Source organism: Caulobacter sp. HMWF025 (genome assembly GCF_003060965.1).
Classification (GTDB): domain Bacteria; phylum Pseudomonadota; class Alphaproteobacteria; order Caulobacterales; family Caulobacteraceae; genus Caulobacter.
In genome coordinates, this window is sequence record NZ_QAII01000156.1 from 1 (window position 1) to 19,983 (window position 19,983).

At 65.8% G+C, this 19,983-nt stretch carries 17 protein-coding genes and 1 riboswitch; of the genes, 8 read left to right on the forward strand and 9 right to left on the reverse strand.

Going from position 1 to position 19,983, the window contains the following annotated elements; translation table 11 throughout:
- A partial coding sequence (locus tag DBR10_RS16705) for a TonB-dependent receptor (protein WP_146187866.1) occupies positions 1 to 1,303 on the forward strand: 1,303 nt, incomplete at its 5' end.
- A 193-nt stretch (positions 1,304 to 1,496) separates the two neighbouring features.
- The gene (gene lepB / locus DBR10_RS16710; protein ID WP_108504692.1) at positions 1,497 to 2,267 is read left to right on the forward strand and encodes a signal peptidase I; all 771 of its coding nucleotides are present in this window, start codon (positions 1,497 to 1,499) and stop codon (positions 2,265 to 2,267) included.
- A 40-nt stretch (positions 2,268 to 2,307) separates the two neighbouring features.
- Here lepB and DBR10_RS16715 read toward each other — a convergent pair whose 3' ends face one another.
- The gene (locus DBR10_RS16715) at positions 2,308 to 2,643 is read right to left on the reverse strand and encodes a hypothetical protein (protein WP_108504693.1); all 336 of its coding nucleotides are present in this window, start codon (positions 2,641 to 2,643) and stop codon (positions 2,308 to 2,310) included.
- Between the two features lie 230 nt (positions 2,644 to 2,873).
- Entirely contained in the window at positions 2,874 to 4,877 is a 2,004-nt protein-coding gene (locus DBR10_RS16720) for an SPFH domain-containing protein (RefSeq protein WP_108504694.1), read from the reverse strand.
- A gap of 231 nt (positions 4,878 to 5,108) precedes the next feature.
- Here DBR10_RS16720 and DBR10_RS16725 point away from each other — a divergent pair, with 231 nt between their 5' ends.
- The 3 genes from DBR10_RS16725 to DBR10_RS16735 all read left to right on the forward strand — a co-directional run bounded on the left by DBR10_RS16725 (position 5,109) and on the right by DBR10_RS16735 (position 8,649).
- A complete protein-coding gene (locus DBR10_RS16725; protein WP_108504695.1) occupies positions 5,109 to 6,059 on the forward strand; it encodes a polysaccharide deacetylase family protein in 951 nt (316 codons plus the stop codon).
- Positions 6,060 to 6,124: 65 nt separating this feature from the next.
- The gene (locus tag DBR10_RS16730) at positions 6,125 to 8,338 is read left to right on the forward strand and encodes a S9 family peptidase (protein ID WP_108504696.1); all 2,214 of its coding nucleotides are present in this window, start codon (positions 6,125 to 6,127) and stop codon (positions 8,336 to 8,338) included.
- A 104-nt stretch (positions 8,339 to 8,442) separates the two neighbouring features.
- Positions 8,443 to 8,649: a hypothetical protein gene (locus tag DBR10_RS16735; protein ID WP_108504697.1), complete on the forward strand. Its 207-nt coding sequence runs from the start codon at positions 8,443 to 8,445 to the stop codon at positions 8,647 to 8,649.
- A 76-nt stretch (positions 8,650 to 8,725) separates the two neighbouring features.
- Here the strand turns inward: DBR10_RS16735 and DBR10_RS16740 are convergent, their stop codons facing one another.
- The 6 genes from DBR10_RS16740 to DBR10_RS16765 form a co-directional block, all read right to left on the reverse strand.
- On the reverse strand, positions 8,726 to 10,426 hold the full coding sequence (locus DBR10_RS16740; protein ID WP_108504698.1) for an alkaline phosphatase D family protein: 1,701 nt from the start codon (positions 10,424 to 10,426) through the stop codon (positions 8,726 to 8,728).
- A 224-nt stretch (positions 10,427 to 10,650) separates the two neighbouring features.
- Positions 10,651 to 13,002: a TonB-dependent receptor gene (locus DBR10_RS16745; RefSeq protein WP_108504699.1), complete on the reverse strand. Its 2,352-nt coding sequence runs from the start codon at positions 13,000 to 13,002 to the stop codon at positions 10,651 to 10,653.
- Positions 13,003 to 13,186: 184 nt separating this feature from the next.
- Positions 13,187 to 15,028, reverse strand: a complete 1,842-nt coding sequence (gene thiC, locus DBR10_RS16750; protein WP_108504700.1) for a phosphomethylpyrimidine synthase ThiC — start codon at positions 15,026 to 15,028, stop codon at positions 13,187 to 13,189.
- 70 nt (positions 15,029 to 15,098) lie between these two features.
- A riboswitch (TPP riboswitch) is annotated at positions 15,099 to 15,206 on the reverse strand.
- Between the two features lie 36 nt (positions 15,207 to 15,242).
- The gene (ypfJ, locus tag DBR10_RS16755) at positions 15,243 to 16,097 is read right to left on the reverse strand and encodes a KPN_02809 family neutral zinc metallopeptidase (RefSeq protein ID WP_108504701.1); all 855 of its coding nucleotides are present in this window, start codon (positions 16,095 to 16,097) and stop codon (positions 15,243 to 15,245) included.
- A 23-nt stretch (positions 16,098 to 16,120) separates the two neighbouring features.
- Positions 16,121 to 16,489: a hypothetical protein gene (locus tag DBR10_RS16760; protein ID WP_108504702.1), complete on the reverse strand. Its 369-nt coding sequence runs from the start codon at positions 16,487 to 16,489 to the stop codon at positions 16,121 to 16,123.
- A gap of 63 nt (positions 16,490 to 16,552) precedes the next feature.
- On the reverse strand, positions 16,553 to 17,113 hold the full coding sequence (locus DBR10_RS16765; RefSeq protein WP_108490047.1) for a tetratricopeptide repeat protein: 561 nt from the start codon (positions 17,111 to 17,113) through the stop codon (positions 16,553 to 16,555).
- Positions 17,114 to 17,350: 237 nt separating this feature from the next.
- Between DBR10_RS16765 and DBR10_RS16770 the strand changes: the two genes are divergently transcribed.
- The 3 genes from DBR10_RS16770 to DBR10_RS16780 all read left to right on the forward strand — a co-directional run bounded on the left by DBR10_RS16770 (position 17,351) and on the right by DBR10_RS16780 (position 19,543).
- Complete coding sequence (locus DBR10_RS16770) at positions 17,351 to 17,791, forward strand: hypothetical protein (protein WP_108504703.1); 441 nt, start codon at positions 17,351 to 17,353, stop codon at positions 17,789 to 17,791.
- A gap of 67 nt (positions 17,792 to 17,858) precedes the next feature.
- Complete coding sequence (locus tag DBR10_RS16775; protein WP_108504704.1) at positions 17,859 to 18,860, forward strand: D-cysteine desulfhydrase; 1,002 nt, start codon at positions 17,859 to 17,861, stop codon at positions 18,858 to 18,860.
- 11 nt (positions 18,861 to 18,871) lie between these two features.
- Positions 18,872 to 19,543, forward strand: a complete 672-nt coding sequence (locus tag DBR10_RS16780; RefSeq protein ID WP_108504705.1) for an aspartate/glutamate racemase family protein — start codon at positions 18,872 to 18,874, stop codon at positions 19,541 to 19,543.
- Here the strand turns inward: DBR10_RS16780 and DBR10_RS16785 are convergent.
- Positions 19,518 to 19,733, reverse strand: coding sequence for a hypothetical protein (locus DBR10_RS16785; protein WP_108504706.1), 216 nt, complete (start codon positions 19,731 to 19,733; stop codon positions 19,518 to 19,520). The genes DBR10_RS16780 and DBR10_RS16785 overlap by 26 nt on opposite strands.
- Positions 19,734 to 19,983 lie beyond the last annotated feature (250 nt).

Here is a 19,983-nt window from a genome sequence, read left to right on the forward strand (position 1 = left end):
GAACGCCACCGCCTATGGCCACACCAATGAAGGCCAGGGCCTGTGGTACACCCCCTACGTCCCGAGCCCCGGCTTCGGGACGGTCGGTTCGACCGCAGCGCCGCTGTCGATCCGCACCACCGAATACGATCTGGACCGCAAGGGCCTGATCGGCGGCCTGACCATCGATCTGGGGGCCCACGAAGTCACCACCGGCTTCTGGACCGAGAAGAACGACTTCAACCAGGCTCGCCGCTTCTATGCGGAAACCGCCGCTGCCCCGTCGCGTGATCCGCTGGACTTCCAGTCCAACCCGTTCTTCACGCAGTGGCAGTACAAGTTCGAGACCAAGACCACCACGGGCTATGTCTCGGACGCCTGGACCGTCAATGACGCCCTGAAGGTCAATTTCGGCTTCAAGGCCGTCAAGGTCGAGAACAGCGTGACCCGCATCGCCGGCAACCCGCTGGCCGGCACGATCGAGAGCAAGGACAGCTTCCTGCCGCAGGTCGGCTTCGTCTACAAGGCGACGCCGGACGTCGAAGTGTTCGGTGGCTACACCGAAAACATGGCGGCCTATGTTTCGGCCGCTACCGCCGGTCCGTTCGCGTCGCAGGACCAGGCCCGCGTCAACTACATCGCCAAGACCCTGGAGCCGGAAAGCTCCAAGACCTTTGAAGGCGGCCTGCGCTATCGCAACGACCGCTTCCAGGGCGTCGCGGCGCTGTATCACGTGACCTTCGAAAACCGCCTGCTGGCCGTCGCCCAGGGCTCGAGCATCCAGGGCAATGCCCCGGTGCTGTCGAACGTCGGCTCGGTCGAGACCAACGGGATCGAACTGGCCGGCACCTACGAGCTGAGCGACGCCTGGAGCGTCTACGCCTCGTACTCGTACAACGACTCCCAGTACCAGGATAACGTCGTTGCCGCTGACGGCACGGTCCGGGCCCGCACCAAGGACAAGACCGTCGTCAACACGCCCAAGAACATCTTCAAGGGCGAGCTCTCGTACGATCTGGGCGGCTTCTACAGCAAGCTCGGCGTCGCCTATACCGGCGAGCGCTACTACACCTACGAGAACATCGGCGGTCTGGCCCCCTCGACCACGGTCGCTGACCTGACCCTGGGCTATCGCTTCGGTGACGACAACGCCTGGACCAAGGGTCTGGAGATCCAGGCCAACATCACCAACCTGACCGACGAAGACTATGTTTCGACCATCGGTTCGGGTGGCTTCACCAACAACGACACCGCCGGTACGGCCCAGACGGTCCTGACCGCGCCGCCGCGCCAGTTCTTCGTCTCGGTGAAGAAGGCGTTCTAACCCGACTTTCCTCCCCTCTAGACCTTGGCCGGGCGCGCAAGCGTCCGGCCTTTTTGTTTGCGCGGACGACGGCCGTCCCAGGGTCCTGTCCGGACATCGCAACGGCCCGAACGGCTCTGTCCCGACGCGATTTTGACCCTGTCCGGACACGATCGCGCTGGCTTTGAAGCCGCGACAGGCCCGATGTCAGGCCATGACCCAAACCACCCTGACCACGCCCCCCTCCCCGGTCCCGGACAGCCGGTCCGAGATCCTCGAACTCCTGCGCACGGTCGCAGCGGGGCTGCTCATCGCGATCATCCTGCGGATCGTGGTCTTTCAACCGTTCACAATCCCGAGTTCCTCAATGGAGCCGGGCCTGGTGATCGGCGACTACATCGTCGTGTCAAAGTTCAGCTATGGCTGGAGCCGCGCATCCCTGCCGCTCAATCCGCCCATGGCGGGTGGTCGCCTGCTGGGCCGCAGCCCGGCGCGCGGTGATGTGGTGGTTTTCAGGCTGCCCCGGGATCCGAAACAGACCTGGATCAAGCGCGTGATCGGCCTGCCCGGCGACCACATCCGGGTTCGGAGCGGCCAGGTCTTCATCAATGGCGTCGGCCTGCCCCAGGAGCCGCTGCGCCTGACCACGGACCACGACGCGCCTGACCGCATGGTCCTTGAAACGCGCGAACGTCTGCCCGATGGCCATGCCTATGTGACCTATGACGGCGGCCCGGCCCAGGCGGGTGACGATACCCGGACCTACGTCGTGCCCGCGGGCCACTATTTCATGATGGGCGACAACCGCGACAACTCGCTGGACAGCCGTTGGCCCCGCGCTGAAGGCGTGGGGTTCCTGCCGGCCGGGAACATTGTCGGCAAGGCCAGTTTCGTCCTGGCGTCCTGGAAGCCGGGCGCGGCGCTCTACAAGCCCTGGACCTGGCTGAACCTGCAGTGGGACCGCTTTGCCCGCCCGATCCGGTAGGACCTGGGTGCGAGCGGTTCAGGCCGCCGACGCCGCGGCTCTAGCGGGCGCGGAATTCCTCGACGCTCAGCTGGCCGTCATGATTGCGGTCGAGCCGGTGAAAGGCCGCGTCCGAGCCTGCGGTACGGGCCAGTGACGGGGCCGCGACCGCGCCGACGGCCAGACCGGCCACAGCCGCCGCCAGCGCATGCCAGACCAGCCCGTGACGTCGAGGCGCCTGCACCCGCCCGCCGAGATCCTGGTCGATGAAGCTGCGCAGGGTCTCGCTGGCCGTCCTGCGGGTCGACTGGCAACGCGCCATGAACGCGGCCTTGGTCTCCGGCGGCAGACGGATCTCGATGGTTTCAGTCTTCTTCGACGATTGGCCGACAGGCATCGCAAAGTCTCCAGGCTCGGACGCAGTGTACGTCGTCCAGCCGCCATCGCGCAAAAAAGAAAGCCCGGCCAAAAAGACCGGGCTTGAAAGTTGTTAGGGAGGAAACGCCCAGGAAGGGCAGAGGCGCACGCGCCTCACTCGCGCTTGGTAGCGCTAACAGCTTCCAGATGCAAGTCGTTCCGAAGAGGCGCGGCGACCTGACGCACCCGTCGCCGCGCACCGGGCCGTTGTCAGGCCTGCTCTTCCTCATAGACCCTCGGCGACGCGTCAACCGCCAGGCCTAGCTTCTCGGACATCAGCAGGGTCAGCAGGGCCTGCATGACGCCGCCCTGACCACCCTCGCCGCCGGCACCGGTGATCTGCACCTTCGGCACCACGTCGACGCCACTGGTTTCGAGCGCCTCGGCGAAGCGTTCGGCCACCTGGCGGGCCAGCTGGTAGCGGGCCCCGCCGGACGCCTCGACCTGGCTGGCAATGGCCTCGGCCTGGGCCAGCCCGACCTTGGTCACCTTCTCGGCCTCGGCGCGGGCCAGGGCCACGACCTTGCCGGCCTCGCCCTCGCCCAGAAGCCGGATCGAGTCGGCATCGGCCTTGGCCAGGGTCCGGCGTTGCTGGGCCTCTTGCTCCGAACGCGCCAGGCTGGCCTTACCGGCGTTCTGCTGCACCTGAATCGACAGCTGGCTTTCGGTGATCGCCGTCTGCTGCTTGGCAAAGGCCTCGGCTTCGCGCAGTTCCCGCTCCTTCTGGGCGGCGATCTTCTGCCGCTCATAGGTCCCGACCTGCTCGTCGGCGATCTGGCGCTGCCGCAGCTGGGTGAGGATCTTCTCGATCTGGTCATCGCCGGAGGCGGCCGGACGCGGCGTTCCGATCAGCACCTCCTGCAGCTCGAGGTTATAGAGACCGAACTTGGCCTTCATCTCCTCGCTGGACTGCCCCTGGATCGCACTGCGGTCCTGCAGGAGCTCGATCAGGGTGCGGGTCTGGCCGATGTTCTTGAAGTAGGCCGAGACCATCGGATCCAGGGTCTGCTCGACCAGCTTCTTGATGTCGCCGAACCGCTGAATGACCAGCGGAGCCTTGCGGTAGTCGATATGGACCACGACCGAAACCGGCAGGGTCGGCTCGAAGGCATCGCGGGTGATCAGTGACACCTCGGCCAGGTTCTCGTCGAACTTGTGCGAGCCGATGGCATTGCTCTCCCACTTCAGAATGAAGTTGGTCGTCGGCACCATGGTCACGCGACCGGCATAGGTGTTGAAGGCGTACTTGCCGGGTAGCAACGGGTCACGCCACACGCCGCGCTGGCCGTTGGCAACCAGTTCGCCGTGACGATAACCCTCGCCCGAGGTGTCGATGCCCGCAGCGCCGGTATAGGAGACGACGACGCCAACCTGACCGACCTCGACCACGGTCTTGTCGATCCGCTCCACCGTCGCGAACAGGCGGTTGATGTAGTAGGTGCCTTCGACCAGCACCTGCAGCTGACGGCCCTTGCGACCGCCGGCCGCCAGGAACTTGCCGACGTCCTGGAAGCTGTTGTGGAATGTGGCCGGGTCGGCATCATCGACGCCCACCAGCGGCGCGATCAGCTCGCCCGAAGCCAGGGCCGGACCGTCATGCACGGTGATCACGCCGATCTGGTCGTCAGCGTCCTTGATCACCACCGGCTCGAATCCGCCCCGGGCCTCAATGATCTCGGCCATCTGGTCCAGCAGCGCCGCTTCGGCCTTGTCGAGGCTGAGGGCGAAGGTGTCATCGCGGGTGACGACCACGAACTGGGCCAGGTTGATGGCATAGGCCCCCTCGCGCAGGATCATGCGCTGCGGGCCCTTCTGGCCACCGGCTTCAAGGAAAGCCCGGGTGTTCTGGAAGTCGACGCCGGCCGGGTTGTCGGCCAGGGCCTGGTCGGTGTCGAGCGGGCGACCGTCGCGCGCGAAGACATAGCCGATCCGCCCCTGCGGGATCGTCACCAGCGACTGCACGTGCAGGCGGAACTGGAACGGAAAGAAGAAGTGCAGGCCGCCGCGCAGGACGTCGGGCTGGAAGCCTGCCTCGCCCTTCAGAGCGATCAGGCCCCCGGCGATGGAGCCCTTGCCGCTCCAGAGCTTCTCGACCACGGCAACGCGGTTGTTGCCGATGTAGCGGATCATGCCGGAGGTGAAGACGAAAAAAATCAGGACCACGACGAAAAGCGCTGAACCGGCAAGCGGTCCAAACGCCAGGACGTTAGACATGGAGATAGCCCCTAAACGGCCGCCTGATGAGCGATCATCGCCCCATGAATGAGCGGCCGGGCTTCAAATATGCCTGTGGCCAGGCTTTGCAATCATGCGGCGATCACATCGGATCACGGACGCGAGATCTCATGAATAGGTTGTAATCCGTTGCAAGACTTTACGATCGGCACCACAGCCCCTAACCATGGTAGCGTTACCGCGCGCAGGAGCGGGACGGGAGGACTGGCCATGACCCTTTTCACGCGTTCGCTCCTGGCAGGCCTCGTCCTGTCCCTGGCCGTGGTGGCACCGACCCTGGCGAGCGAGGGTGCCGCAGCCGGCACCTCGAAGGCCCCCAAGCCCGTGATCGCCTTCACCTGGGATGACGTGCCCGCCCATGGCCCCCTGCCCGCCGATACGACCCGGGTCCAGATCGCGGCGGATATCCTGAAGGCCTCGGCCGAGGCCGGCGCGCCCGCCTTCGGCTTCATCAACGGGGTCGCCGTGGTCAATGAGCCCGGCACGGTTGCGGTCCTGAAGATGTGGCGCGAGGCCGGGCAACCGCTGGGCAATCATACCTGGTCGCACAAGAACCTGGCCAGCCTGACCCCGGAGCAGTTCGCCTTCGAGATCGCCGAAAACGAGCCCATGCTGCAAACGCTGATGGGCCCGGAAGACTGGCGATGGCTGCGCTATCCGTTCCTGTCCGAAGGCGACACGCCGGAAAAGCGGCTCGCGGTCCGCAAGGACCTCGCCGAAAGGGGCTACAAGATCGCCAGCGTCACCATGGGCTTCGGCGACTACGCGTTCAACGACGCCTATGTCCGCTGCAAGGCCCGCAACGACGAGGCCGGAATCGCCGCACTGGAGCAGCAGTTTCTGGAGGCCGCCGGGGCTGCCGCCGATCACGCACGCGCCATGAGCCAGACGCTGTTCGGCAAGGACATCCCCTATGTGCTGCTGGTCCATGCGGGCGCGTTCGACGCGCGAATGGCCCCTCGCCTGTTCAAGCTCTACCAGGAACGGGGCTTTGGCTTCACCACCCTGCCGGCGGCGCAAAGCGATCCGTTCTACAAGACTGACATGGAGCCCGGCCGTGATCCCGCCCCGACTACCCTGGAGGGGGTGTTCTGGTCACGCGGCCTGCAGCCACCTCCATCGCCAGTGAACCTCAAGGCGATGGAAGGCCTGTGTCGCTAGGTCGGTCATAACCAGCGCAACTTCGCTGCTGACAAGCGGCAGACTCGCGCATAGCGTCCCGCGCCATGATCAGACCCTCGCTTACCGTCCTTGCGACGTGCCTCGCCCTCTCGACCCCGGCCCTGGCTCAAAAACTGCCCCCGGAACGGATCTTTGCCGATCCGGGCCTGAGCGGCCCGACCGCCAGGGGCGTGGCTCTGTCGCCGGACGGCAAGCGCGTCACCTATCTCAAGGGCAAGGCCGAGGCGGCCAATGTCCAGGACCTCTGGGCCGCCGATGTGGCCGGCGGCGAGCCCTACCGCCTGATCGACTCGGCAGCCCTGTCGTCGGGAGCCAAGGAACTGTCCGAGGCCGAGAAGGCCCGCCGCGAGCGCGCCCGCGTCTCGGCGCGCGGCATCGTCGAGTACAGCTGGGACAGCCAGGGTCGCTTCATCCTGGTGCCGCTGGATGGCGACCTCTATCTGGACAGCGTCGCCGACGGCAAGGTCACGCGCCTAACGGAAACCCCCGGTGACGAGGTCGACGCCCGCGTCTCGCCCAAGGGCGGTTTTGTCTCCTATGTCCGCGACCAGAACCTCTACATCCGGCCGATCATCGGTGGGGCCGAGCGCGCCCTGACGACCGAGGGCAAGGACGCCCTGTCGTTCGGCACCGCCGAGTTCATCGCCCAGGAAGAACTGGACCGCTTCAGCGGCTACTGGTGGAACCCGGCCGAGACGGCCATCGCCTATACCCGCGTCGATGAAAGCGGTGTCGACATCGTGCCGCGCGCCGACATCGGTCCGGGCGGGGCCACAGTGGTCAACCAGCGCTATCCCCGCGCCGGCCGCCCCAATGCCGTCGTCGACCTGTTCGTGCAGGACCTGGCGTCGGGCAAGGCCATGCAGCTGGACCTCGGTGCCAACAAGGACATCTATGTCGCCCGCGTCGACTGGTCGGCCGACGGCAAGACCCTCTATGTCCAGCGCCTGTCGCGCGACCAGAAGACCCTCGACATCATCGCCTTCGATCCCTCAACCGGCCTGGGCAAGACCGTCCTGACCGAAACCGATCCGCACTTCATCGAGGTACATGAGGACTTCCGCCCGCTGAAGGACGGCAGCTTCCTGTGGTCCTCGGAAAAGTCGGGCTTCAACCATCTGTATCGCCACGCCGCCGACGGCAAGCTGATCGCCCAGATCACCAAGGGCGACTGGCCTGTCGACCGGATCGAGGGCGTCGATGAAAAGCGCCAGGTGGTCATTCTCGGGGCCTCGGTCGAGACCCCGCTGGAGCGCAGGCTGTATGAGATCTCCTACGCCAAACCCGGAAAGCTCAAGGCCCTGACCCCGGCCGGCGGCTGGTGGACGGCCAAGGTCGCCGCCAACGGAGCCTTTGCCGGCAGCTACAGCGATCCCAAGACCCCGCCCCAGACGGCTCTCTATGCCCCGGACGGCAAACGGGTGCGCTGGATCGAGGAGAACCGCCTGGCTGAAGGTCATCCCTACTGGCCCTATGCCGCCACCCTGACGGTTCCGGAATACGGCGTCCTGAAGGCCGCCGACGGCGAAGACCTGCACTACGCCCTGCTGAAGCCCGCCGACTTCGATCCGGCCAAGAAGTATCCCGCCATCGTCTCGGTCTATGGCGGACCGCACGCCCAGCGCGTCAGCCGGACCTGGCAGAGCGCCAGTGAACGGACCTATCTGGAAGCCGGCTACCTGATCTTCAAGCTCGACAACCGCGGCAGTGCCAACCGCTCGGCCAAGTTCAAGCGGGCCCTGGACCGCAAGCTCGGCACGGTTGAGGTCGAGGATCAGATTGTTGGGGCCAACTATCTGAAATCCCTGCCCTATGTCGAAGCTGACAAGCTCGGCGTGATGGGCTGGTCGTATGGCGGCTTCATGACCCTGATGCTGCTGACCGCCGAGAACACCCCGTTCAAGGCCGGTGCGGCCGGCGCTCCGCCGACCGAGTGGGGCCTGTATGACACCGCCTATACCGAGCGCTACATGGGCACCCCGACCGACAACAAGGCCGGCTACGCCTATGCCGACATCAATACCCGCGTCGCCCGCCTCAAGCCGGGCAGCCTGCTGCTGCTGCACGGCATGGCCGACGACAATGTCATCTTCGAAAACAGCACCCGCCTGATCGCCGAACTCCAGAAGAAGGCCATCCCCTTCGAAATGGCCCTCTATCCCGGCGAGCGTCACAGCGCGCCCGGCAGCAAGACCAAGGGCTTGAGCGTGCTCAAGACCCATCTGGAATTCTTCGGCCGCAAGCTGAAGGGCCAATAGGACGGAAACCTGCGGCAAAGGGACTCAGGTCAGGGCTCATTTGCCGCAGGCGTTGGGGCCGAATCCTCGACTAGCCTGCAGCGACAGGTTGTGAGGATATCGCCATGAGCATCACCAGCGACGACGCCGTCGAATGGCTGATCCAAACCGTAAGGTCGGCGCTCGAAGAGGGCCGAGCCTCGCCGTCAGAGGTCGAGGCGTGGCTGCTGGCGGCGATCTCCCTCGAAGAAATCGCACTCGAGACGGCCGCAGACGACCGCGCCGCCCGGGCCTATGCCAGTTGGACGCACTTCGAGGGCACCCGCCACTGAAGCCTGCGGGCTGGACCGTTTCTGATCCGCTGGAGAGACGCCGGGGCCCGCACCCGTAGGCGCGGGCCTTGACCGATCAGACGTCCTGAAGGGCGTTCACACCACCGCCCTGGGTCGGCGTGACCACGAACCGTTTCAGGGTGCTGGTCGTGTAGGCCTTCTCCACAATGGTCGAGACCGCCACCATCTCGCCGGTGGCCTTGCCGTGCTCGAGGGTCAACAGAACGAAACCCTTAGCCGACGGATCAGCATAGACCACCTCGGCATTGCGCTGGGCAAAGGCCTCGCCCAGCGGCAGGCCCGGCAGAATGTCGCCATAACCCGGCGAGGTGATCCCCGTGGTCCCGAACTCGGCCGCGACGCGGCGCTGTCCCGCGGCATCGAAGAGCTCGTTAGCCCAGAACGAGTGGCTGTCGCCCGACAGCACGATCGGGCTGGCCCCGGCGCGCTTGAACATCTCGTAGAGCCGCTCCCGCTCGGCCGGATAGCCGTCCCAGGAGTCGAGATTGTAGGGCAGTCCCAGATCGGACAGGGCGATGCCGCGCCGAAGAATGCCCTGCACATAGTCCGGCAGCTTGGCCAGGGTCGCCTCGAAGCGCTCTGGGCCCATGGCCTTCAGGAGGTTGGGTCCGGCGACCCGTGCCATGACCACCTGGTTGCCCAGAACCTGCCAGGCCGTGTCGGCCTTGACCGAAGCGGCGATCGCGCTGTCCAGCCAGGAGCTCTGGGCCTCGCCCAGCAGGCGGCGGTCCGATGCGTTCCATTTGGCGACAAAGGCTGGCACGTCAGGCTTGCCGTCGACCATGGGCAGATCGTGGGCATAGTCCAGCTGCTCGGAGCGGGCCGTCAGGCGCGTCTCGGTCATCAGCAGGGTGGCGACATCGCCGAACTGGAAGCTGCGCCAGCTGGCCTCGCCCGACTGCCCCGACGCCGGTTCGCGGATCGGCATCCACTCGTAGTAGGCCTTGAGCGCTGCGGCCTTGCGGGTCGCCCAGTCGCCTTCCCCCTTGGCCGGTTCGTGGTTTTCAGCCCCGCCCTGCCAGCTGTCATTGGCGGTTTCATGATCGTCCCAGACCACGATCCAGGGAGCCCGCGCATGGGCGGCCTGCAGCTGCGGATCGGTCTTGTAGAGGGCGTGACGGCGGCGATAGTCGTCCAGGGTGACGATTTCATGGGCCGGGTCCGGCTTGCGCTGCGCCGCCACCGGCGAGTTCATCCCGTAGTCCTTGGGATCGGCCCCGTATTCGTAGATGTAGTCGCCCAGATGCAGCACCGCATCGACGCGTGGCAGGGCGGCGATGGCTCCATAGGCGTTGAAATAGCCGTTGGGATAGAGCGAGCAGGAGGCCACGGCCAGGACGACGTCGCGGGTGGCCCCGACCGCCAGGGTGCGCGTGCGGCCGACTGGTGAGGTGACGCCATTGGCCACAAAGCGGAACCAGTAGTCCGTCGCCGGCTTCAGCCCCTGGCCGTTCAGGTCGTGCTTCACGGTCCAGTCCCGGGCGGCACTGGTCACCAGGCCCCGGGTGGTGCGGACCATCTGCTTGAAGCCGGGATCCGCGGCGACCTCGAGGTCGACCAGGATCTTGTCCTGCCCGGCGAGCTTGGGCGTGACGCGGGTCCAGAGGATCACGCCCGTCGCCTGGGGATCGCCGCTGGCCACGCCGTGCTCGAAGGCCACGCCGCCCTGGACCGGTGCCGCGCTCGCAGCGCTGCCGGCCGTCGAGACACTGCCCATCCCCAGCAGAGCCAGGGCCTTGCGGCGATCGATCATCATGAGCGCTCTCTCCAGAGTAGGGATTTCCCGGGCACGGGCCAAATGAACGATACCGGCTGCCAAGAAGCTGCCGGTATCGGGACGTCTGTATTGAACAGGTCGGACCGGAACAACAAACCGGCCGACCCTGGTCAGATGCCTCCGCTTCGGTCCGGGACCGGCCCGAAGCGGAGGTTCAGGGGTAAGTCACAGGGCAGCGAAACAGGCCACCCCGCCATCCGGCTCTAGTGCTTGTAGGACACCGAGACGCCGATATAGCGCGGCTCGCCGGCGATGAACGTGGGAATCCCGAAGGCGTCGCCCGTGTTGCCGGCATCCTTGATGTAGTCCTGCTCGAGCAGGTTGGTCGCGAACAGCTCGAACTTCACCGGACGGTCGTTCGGCTGATAGCCGATCCGCAGGTTCAGCAGGCCATAGGCCGCCTGCTTCTCGTCCTGGATCCTGTCACCGGTCGTCTGCAGGACGGCGCGGTCATTGTTGTTGTCGAAGAACACTTCCGACTGCCAGGTGTAGGTCGGGATCACCGAGAAGCGGCCGGTCGGCGCATCGAAGCCGATATTGGCCCCGAGCGAGAAGCTGTTGTCCGGCGACAGGCGGAAGCGGTTGCCTTCGAACAGGCCGTTGCCGAAGCGGGCATGGCTGTAGGCGTAGGTGCCGAACACCGACGCATTGGGGCTGATCTGGAAGGTCGACTGACCTTCAAAGCCAGTCGCCTTGGCCTCGCCGGCATTGGTCGAGACGATCTGGCCCGAGGCCAGGCGGATCGAGGTCTGGAAGTTCTTGTAGTCGTAGCGGTAGACCGCGCCTTCGAGGATCAGGCGGCGGCCCAGGAACGCGCCCTTGGCCCCGGCTTCATAGGAGGTGACCTCTTCAGCCGGAATGGCGCTGAAGCGGACGGCACCGCCTGGGCTGGCCGGCGTGCCGGCCGACACCACCTTGGGACGGCGACCGGTCGCGACCGAGGCGTAGACATTGGCGTCATCGGAAACCGCATAACGGCCCACGACGCGATAGGTCACACCGTTGTCGGTGAAGCTGCGGTATTCCGGCAGGCCGTCCTTGGTGGGCTGCACAAACAGGCCGCGGGCCAGGGTGGGGCTGCTGCCACCCAGCACCGAACCGCCGTTCAGCAGTTGGGCCGCATAACCGCTTTCCTTGTCGTCATAGGTGTAGCGAAGGCCGGCGGCCAGTTCGAGGCGGTCGGTCGCCTTCCAGGTCACGTCGCCATAAGCGTCATAGGACTTGGTGGTGCCGTAGTTGGTGTAGCTTTCCAGGTGCTGGCTCTTGAACGCGGCCAGGGGAGCCAGGCTGTTGATCACGGCCAGACCGGCAACATTGGGGGCCACGAAGAGACCGCCGAGGCCGCTGCTGCGGGCCGCAAAGACCTTTTCGTTGAACAGCAGCGGAACGCGCTGGCTACCGTCTTCCCAGAAGTAGCTCAGGCCACCGAAGGCCGTGATCGAGCCGCCGGCATCGTAGTTCAGGCGGATGTCCTGGCTGGCCGACTTGCCCGTCGCGTCTTCGGCGAAGGTGAACAGCGGCAGCGAGAAGCCGTCGGCGTCGAACACTTCTTCGCCGGCGAAACGGCGGAAGGCGCTCGTCGAGGCCAGCGACAGGCTGTCGCTGAGCTTGTAGCTGGCCAGGGCCGTGACGCTGAACACGTCGCGCTCGAGGCCGAGCTTCTGGTCGTTCTCGAAGCCGGCCACGGTGGTCAGCGCAGCCCCCGAATTACGGCCCAGGTCGCCGAGCACCGCGCCCGTGTTGGGGTCGGTCGGCAGGTAGGTCAGCGACTTGAACGAGGTGCCCGAGGGGCTGTCCGACTGGAAGTTGACCAGCAGGTCGGCGTTGAAGCGCTCATTGGGACGCCAGTTGACCGCCGCCCGCAGGGCCGTGGTCTGGGTCGAGTTGAAGTCGTCGCCGCCGGCCAGGTTCCGGACATAGCCGTCGCGATGCTTGATGCGGCCGGACAGGCGCACAGAAACCGTGTCGCTCACCGGGGCATTGATCATGCCCTCGGCCAGCATGTAGCCGAAATTGCCGCCTTCCAGCTTGGCCGACAGGGCAAAGTCGGGCTTGGCCTTGGCCTGGATGATGTTGACCGCGCCGATCAGGGCACCCCGGCCGTAGAGGGTCGACTGCGGACCCTTGGCGACTTCGACGCGCTCAAGATCGAACAGTTCGACATAGGAACCGCGCGACTTCGAGATCGAAACGCCGTCCTGGTAGACCGACACACGCGGCTCGTTGGTGGCCTCGCCGGAGTCGGAGGTGATGCCGCGCATCACGAAGCCCGGGTTGTTCGGCGACTGGTTCTGGACTTCAAAGCCGGGAACGAACAGCGAAAGCTCCTCGAACTCCTGAACACCCAGGGTGTCGAGCATGGCGCTGGAATAGGCGGTCAGGGCAACCGGAACGTCGAGGGCCTTCTGCTCGCGCTTTTGGGCAGTGACGACGACCTGCTCGACCTGAGCGGCGTCGGCCGCAGGATCAACCTCGGCGGCCACGGCAGCGGAGGCCATGCCGAGCGCGATCACGCTGGCGGCTGACAGGAGCAAGGTGTTCCGAAGGTTACGCATCGACTATCCCCTAAGACTTCAAGTCTGGAGACGAGCCGATAGGGATTTCACATGTCGGTTCTGCGACGCGGCCGTGACCCTGCGATGAAACCCCGCGTTATCTCAACCTTAGGGACCCACAGATCCCGTCAACCCCTTGCGGGTCAACGGGATCTGGAGGCTTTAGAGTGGGACGAGGCCGCTCTTACTCGGTCTTGAGATAGATCTCCGAACCCTGCTCGCGGAACTTCTCGCTCATCTGGGCCATGCCAAGCGCCGCCGCCTCGTTCGGAGCCTGGGCCGCCGCGAATTCGCGGACCTCGTGGCTGATCTTCATCGAGCAGAACTTGGGTCCGCACATCGAGCAGAAGTGCGCGGTCTTGTGCGCCTCCTTGGGCAGGGTCTCGTCGTGGAACTTGCGGGCGGTTTCCGGATCGAGGGCCAGGTTGAACTGGTCCTCCCAGCGGAACTCGAACCGCGCCCGGCTGATGGCGTCGTCCCACATGGCCGCACCGGGGTGACCCTTGGCGAGATCGGCGGCGTGGGCGGCCAGCTTGTAGGTGATGACGCCGGTCTTGACGTCGTCGCGGTCAGGGAGGCCCAGGTGCTCCTTGGGCGTGACGTAGCAGAGCATGGCGGTGCCGAACCAGCCGATCATCGCCGCGCCGATTGCCGAGGTGATGTGGTCGTAGCCAGGCGCGATGTCGGTGGTCAACGGGCCCAAGGTATAGAAGGGGGCCTCGTGGCAGTGCTTGAGCTGCTCATCCATATTGGCCTTGATCTTGTGCATGGCCACGTGGCCCGGGCCTTCGATCATCACCTGGACGCCCTTGCTCCAGGCCACCTTGGTCAGTTCGCCCAGGGTGCGCAGTTCCGAGAACTGGGCCTCGTCATTGGCGTCGGCGGTCGAGCCGGGACGCAGGCCGTCGCCCAGCGAGAACGACACGTCATAGGCGCGCATGATCTCGCAGATCTCGTCGAAACGCTCGTAGAGGAAGTTCTCCTTGTGGTGCGCGAGACACCACTTGGCCATGATCGAACCGCCGCGCGAAACGATGCCAGTGACCCGCTTGGCCGTCATCGGAATGAATGGGAGTCGAACGCCGGCGTGGATGGTGAAATAGTCCACGCCCTGCTCGGCCTGCTCGATCAGGGTGTCGCGGAAGACCTCCCAGTTCAGGTCCTCGGCCACGCCGTTGACCTTCTCCAGCGCCTGGTAGATCGGCACGGTGCCGATCGGGACGCTGGAATTGCGGATGATCCAGTCGCGGATGTTGTGGATGTTGCGTCCCGTGGACAGGTCCATGACCGTGTCGGCGCCCCAGCGGGTGGCCCAGACCAGCTTGTCGACCTCGTCGGCGACGGTGGAGAGCACCGCCGAATTGCCGATATTGGCGTTGATCTTGACCAGGAAGTTGCGGCCGATCGCCATCGGCTCCAGCTCGCCGTGATTGATGTTGGCCGGGATGATGGCGCGGCCGCGGGCCACTTCCTGGCGCACGAACTCGGGCGTCACGAAGTCGGGGATCGAGGCGCCGAAGTCATCGCCGTCGCGCACGCACGGGCGGTCCTGCTCGCGGCGCAGGTTCTCGCGGATGGCGACATATTCCATCTCGGCGGTGATCTTGCCGGCGTTAGCGTATTCGTACTGGGTGATCAGGTGGCCCGGCTTGCCGCGATAGATGGTGCGGCCAACGGCCGGGAACTGCGGGGCCAGATGCTTGCCCTGGGCAAAGCCGTTGTCCTCGGGCTTTACCTCGCGGGGCGTCTCAACCACCTCGACATCGCCGCGCGCCACGACGAAGGCCTCGCGCGAACGCTCCAGACCCTTCTCGATATCGATGGTCGCAGTCGGGTCAGTATAGGGGCCCGACGGGTCATAGACCGTCACCGGCGGCTCGTTGGCGCTGGGGTGAACAGCAATCTCGCGGAACGGCACCCGCAGATCGGGGAACAGCTCGCCGGCCTGGTAGACCTTGCGCGAGCCGGGAATGGAGCCGGTCGAGATGGACTCTGCGACAGCCTTGATAGTGCTCTGGACGTTCATATCGGGCGCTCCTCAAGCGTTAAGGAGACCCGGACAAGCGTGCTAAGTCGGTCTGACGAACGGGAAAATCGGCCCGCTCGCGTTCCCTCCCTTCGCCGGCATGACCCGGATCAGGTTCGACGGGTCAGGGCGCGAGGCCCAATCTCAGCCGCGCGAAGCGGCCCCCCGGTGAACGGGGGGACACTAGGCCCCCTGACGTGTGGGTCAAGCGCCGCTACAGCCGCGATGCCCCGAACGTATCGCACACGGCCGGATCGCCGCGTTCATAGCCGCGCGTGAACCAGCGCATGCGCTGCTGGCTGGTGCCGTGCGTGAAGCTGTCGGGCACCACCTGCCCTCGGCTGCGGGACTGGATCGTGTCGTCGCCGACGGCGGAAGCCGCGCCCAGGCCGTCCTGGATGTCGGCCGGATTGATCACGATCCGGCCACCCGAGGTTTCTGCTGCATGCGAGGCCCAGACACCCGCATAGCAGTCGGCCTGAAGCTCCAGCCGGACCGAACCGCTCTCCGCGCCGCGCGCGCCCAGACGCCTGGCCTTTTCAGAGGTCCCCAGCAGGGTCTGAACGTGATGGCCGATCTCGTGGCTGATCACATAGGCCCGGGCGAACTCGCCCCTGGCCCCGAACTTGGTCTCGAGCTCGTTCCAGAAGGTCAGGTCCAGATAGACCTTCTGGTCGGCCGGACAATAGAACGGCCCCATGGCCGACTGGCCGGTTCCGCAGCCGGTGGGCGTGGCCTCATCATAAAGCACCACCGCCTGGGGCGGCGTGTAACGCGACCCGGCAGCTGCGAAGATCGGCCCCCAGACCTGCTGGTTTGAAGTTTCGATGGCGTCGACGAACTGGCCGTTCGCGTCCTTCACCTGCCCGCGTGCGCCTTCCTGCTGGGCCTGGCCCTGCCCCTGAAGCTGCTGAGCGGCGTCGAGGGTGGTCTGGGGGTCAATCCCGAAGACAAAATAGCCGACGGCCGCAAGAACTAGGGCCCCGATCCCGCCACCAGCCAGGCCGACCGGCCCCATGCCCCGGCGATCCACGATATTGCCCGAGCGGCGCGCGCCTCTCCATTCCATACCGAAATCCCCGAACGCCTGAGCTAGTGGTCACTGGCCGGGCGGATGGCCCGAATCCGCGCATTGCCGCGCGAGAGGGCATCCTGCGTCAGACGCTCCATCCGGTCCATCTGCGCGGCAAAGCTGCCTTGGGACACGTCCGGCGATGGCGCACTCGGCGGCACAGTACCGCGCAGCAACACCGCCGATGGAGCCGTCCGCGCGCTGTCCAGTTCCCGCAGAACCAGTGCGGTACGGGCCTCATCCTGCCGGGCTGCGATTTCACGCTGTGTCGCCAGAAGATCCTGCTGCGCCATCTCCGCCTGATGGGCGGCGGCGTTTTGGGCTCGAACGAGGTCCAGCGGGGTTTGAGCGCCCGCCCGGCCGACGATCGCGACGGCCGCCAGGACCACCCATGCTGTTACTGACTTTCGCACCGGGCCGCTCTTCCTGCCATTCAGCCCCGGGCGGAGGCGCTAGGGACGCTTGACGCTGAAACGCGCCAGTTCCTTTTTCGGTGCATCCCAGACCGGGTTCAGCTCTGCGGCCCGACCATAGTCGCGGTAGGCCGCCTGCAGGTCGCCGAGCCCCTCATTGGCCATGGCCCGGTTGAACCAGGCTTTTTCCGGATCCTTGACCCCGAGGGCCAGACCCTTGTCGATCTCGGTAAGACCTTCGCTGTAGCGCTGTTCACCGACATAGGTCGCGCCACGGTTGACCCAGGCTTCGCCCAGTTCAGGATCGATCCGGGCCGCTGCGTCAAAGTCGGCACGCGCCGTCGGGAAATCGCGACGCCGCATCTGCAGGACACCCCGATTGACATAGGTCCGGGCGCGATCGCGGAAATTGAGATTTTCGGTTTCAAGCGCCGTCGTACAGGTCAGGACCGATTTCGGGTCATTGCGCCCGTCAATCGCGGCCTGGGAACAATCCTTGGCCGCGCCGCCGCCCAGTATCAGGGTGGACGCGCCGGCGGCCTCAGCGGCCAGCAGGGTCAAAGAAAGGCATGCAACGCCCCAGAGGCTCGAGGTCTTCATGATGTCCTCCCATGTCGGCCGGCCCTTCAGTCGGGGCCCCGGCACGGAAGTGAGTCCGTTCCAGCCCCTGCGGACCGTACATTTGCCAGTGCAGAGTAGCATGATTTTCGGCGGGTTTCAGATCTTCATCACTCCCTCACCCGGCTGAAAGATTGCACACTTTTAAGCTGTGGCTCCGAAGGGGATGGACTAGGTTGCCGACCTGCGACCTGACCTGCCATCACCCGGGGACGTCTGATGCCGAGCCTGCTTCTTGCTGCCCTGCTGCTGGTCCAGCAGGGTCCTGTCGCCACGCCGACCGAAGTCGCGCCCGTGACCGTGGAGGCCGCAGCCAAGCCGCCGGCCCCGCCGGCCCCGATCGCGGACCGGGCTATCGAGCAGCAATTGAACGACCTTCTGGAGAAGGAACCGGGTCGGGTAATCTGCCTAACCAAAACCCCGACCGGAACCCGGATCGCCAAACCGCTCTGCCAGACCCTGCGTGGCTGGTATGATTTTGAGGCCGCCCGCGACACGGCGTCCCTGCGCGGCGGTGCCGGCGGGATCCAGACTCCACCCTATGAGCTGGTTGATCTCATCAAGGCACGCATGCGCGATCCCACGACCCGCGCCATGGCAGAAGCTCGGGCTGGAGCCCGGCTGGAGGCCGAGGCGCAGGCCAGGGCCGATGAGCGGTAGAGGCCAGCGTATTCGACAGGCCTGGGAACGTGCTAACGGAGCGATCAGCTCCGGAGTCGCCCGTTCCATGCATCTCGCCCGTTTTCCCCGCGCCCGTTTCGCCCATCTGCCGACGCCGCTCGAGCCCCTGCCTCGCCTGGGTGCCGAACTGGGTATCGATCTCTGGGTGAAGCGCGACGACTGCACGGGGCTGGCCGGAGGCGGCAACAAGACCCGCAAGCTCGAATTCCTGCTCGGCGAGGCCCTCGCCCAGGGGGCAGACACCCTTGTGACCCAGGGGGCCGTGCAGTCCAACCACGTGCGTCAAACCATTGCCGCTGGTGCCCGTTTCGGCCTGGCGTCCGAGATCATCCTGGAAGAGCGGACCGGCTCCAGGGCTCACGACTATGTGGGCTCGGGCAATGTACTGCTGGATCGCCTGATGGGCGCGAACATCCGCTTCGTGCCGGCTGGATCCGACATGATCGCCGAACTGGAGGCCTCTGCCGAAACCGTCCGCCAGCGCGGCGGCAAGCCCTATGTCATTCCCGGCGGCGGCTCCAACACGATCGGCGCGCTCGGCTATGCCGACTGCGCCCGCGAACTGATCGTCCAGGCCGACGAGCGGGACCTGCGCATTGACCGGCTGGTTACGGCCACCGGCAGCGCCGGCACCCATGCCGGTCTGGTGGCCGGCTTCGCGGCCCTGTCGGTCGATGTGCCGATCCTCGGCTTCGGCGTCCGCGCCCCCAAGGCCAAGCAGGAAGAGAACGTGTTCAATCTCGCCGTCGCCACCGCCGAACTGATCGGTGCAACGGGGCGCGTCACCCGCGAGATGGTCGTGGCCGACTGCGACTATGTCGGCGAAGGCTACGGCCTGATGGACCAGGGCGTGATTGATGCCCTGACGCTCGCCGCCCGCACCGAAGGCCTGCTGCTCGACCCTGTCTATTCCGGCAAGGCCATGAAGGGCCTGATCGACCAGGCCCGCAAGGGCGCGTTCAAGGGCGAACGCGTCGTCTTCCTGCATACCGGCGGGGCCCAGGGGCTGTTCGGCTATCACACCCAGCTTGAGCCGGCGCTCCTCTAGGAAAACCGCCCATGACCAAGACCCTCGGCGTTCTCGGCGGGATGGGTCCTGCCGCGACCCTGGACTTCCTGGCCAAGGTCCAGGCCGCCACGCCTGTGTCCCGGGAGCAGGATCACCTGCGGGTACTGGTCGACATCAATCCGCACGTGCCTGACCGTAATCAGCAGGGCTCTGATCCCGGCCCGGTGCTGGCCAGCATGGCGGCCGGCCTGCGCGACGCCGGCGCTCAGGTCCTGGCCATCGCCTGCAATACCGCCCACGCCTATGCGCAGGCAGTCCGGGCCAGCGGCCTGCCGCTGATCGACATGCTGGAAACGGCTGGAGAGGTAGCCCGTCTTGGCGGCGCGACACGGGTCGGCGTTCTGGGCACCGGCCTTGCGCTCGGCCTCTACCGGGAGCGGCTGCATCATCAGGGCCTAGAGGTGATCACCCTCGATGACCATGAGCAGGTCGAGTTCATGGCCCTGCTCTATCGCCTGAAGACCGGGGATCTGGGGCCGGACTCACAGGCAGCGATGGCGGCCCTGGCCCATAGGCTGGTGGCCAAGGGAGCCCAGGCCGTGATCGCCGGCTGCACGGAAATTCCGCTGGTTCTGGAGAGCCTGGACCTCTCCGTGCCCCTGATCGACGCGACCCAGTGTCTCGCTGAAGCCTGTGTCAGGGCCTGCCGGGCTGAGACCTGACGGCCACGTCTACAAGACAGGGCTGAAGGACCTCTTCACCACAGGCCTCGATCATGCCGACCAGGGCGGCAGCCCCGCGCGAAGCTTGAGCCATGCGCCGGAGCGCCGCGCGCGCATGGGCGTTGTCGGCGATCTCGGCCTGACGCTCAAGGCGCTCGGCCTCATCAAGATGATCGGTGCGGGTCGGCATGGGCGGAGGGTTTACAGAAGGTAAACACCCCTCACCATGCGACCGCTGGCCGCATGGCCTGTTTTGCACATTGAATCAGTATCTTGAATGATTCGAATTCGTCACGGCCGCCCTGTGACAGGCCGTCATGCCCTCGCCCGAAGCGTCCCTGATCCGCCATGACACCCCCACTGGCCTATCGATCCATATTGGCTCTAGCCAAGTCGTGACACCGGTGTCAAAATGCCCTCAACACGTCGTCTCCAGAAGG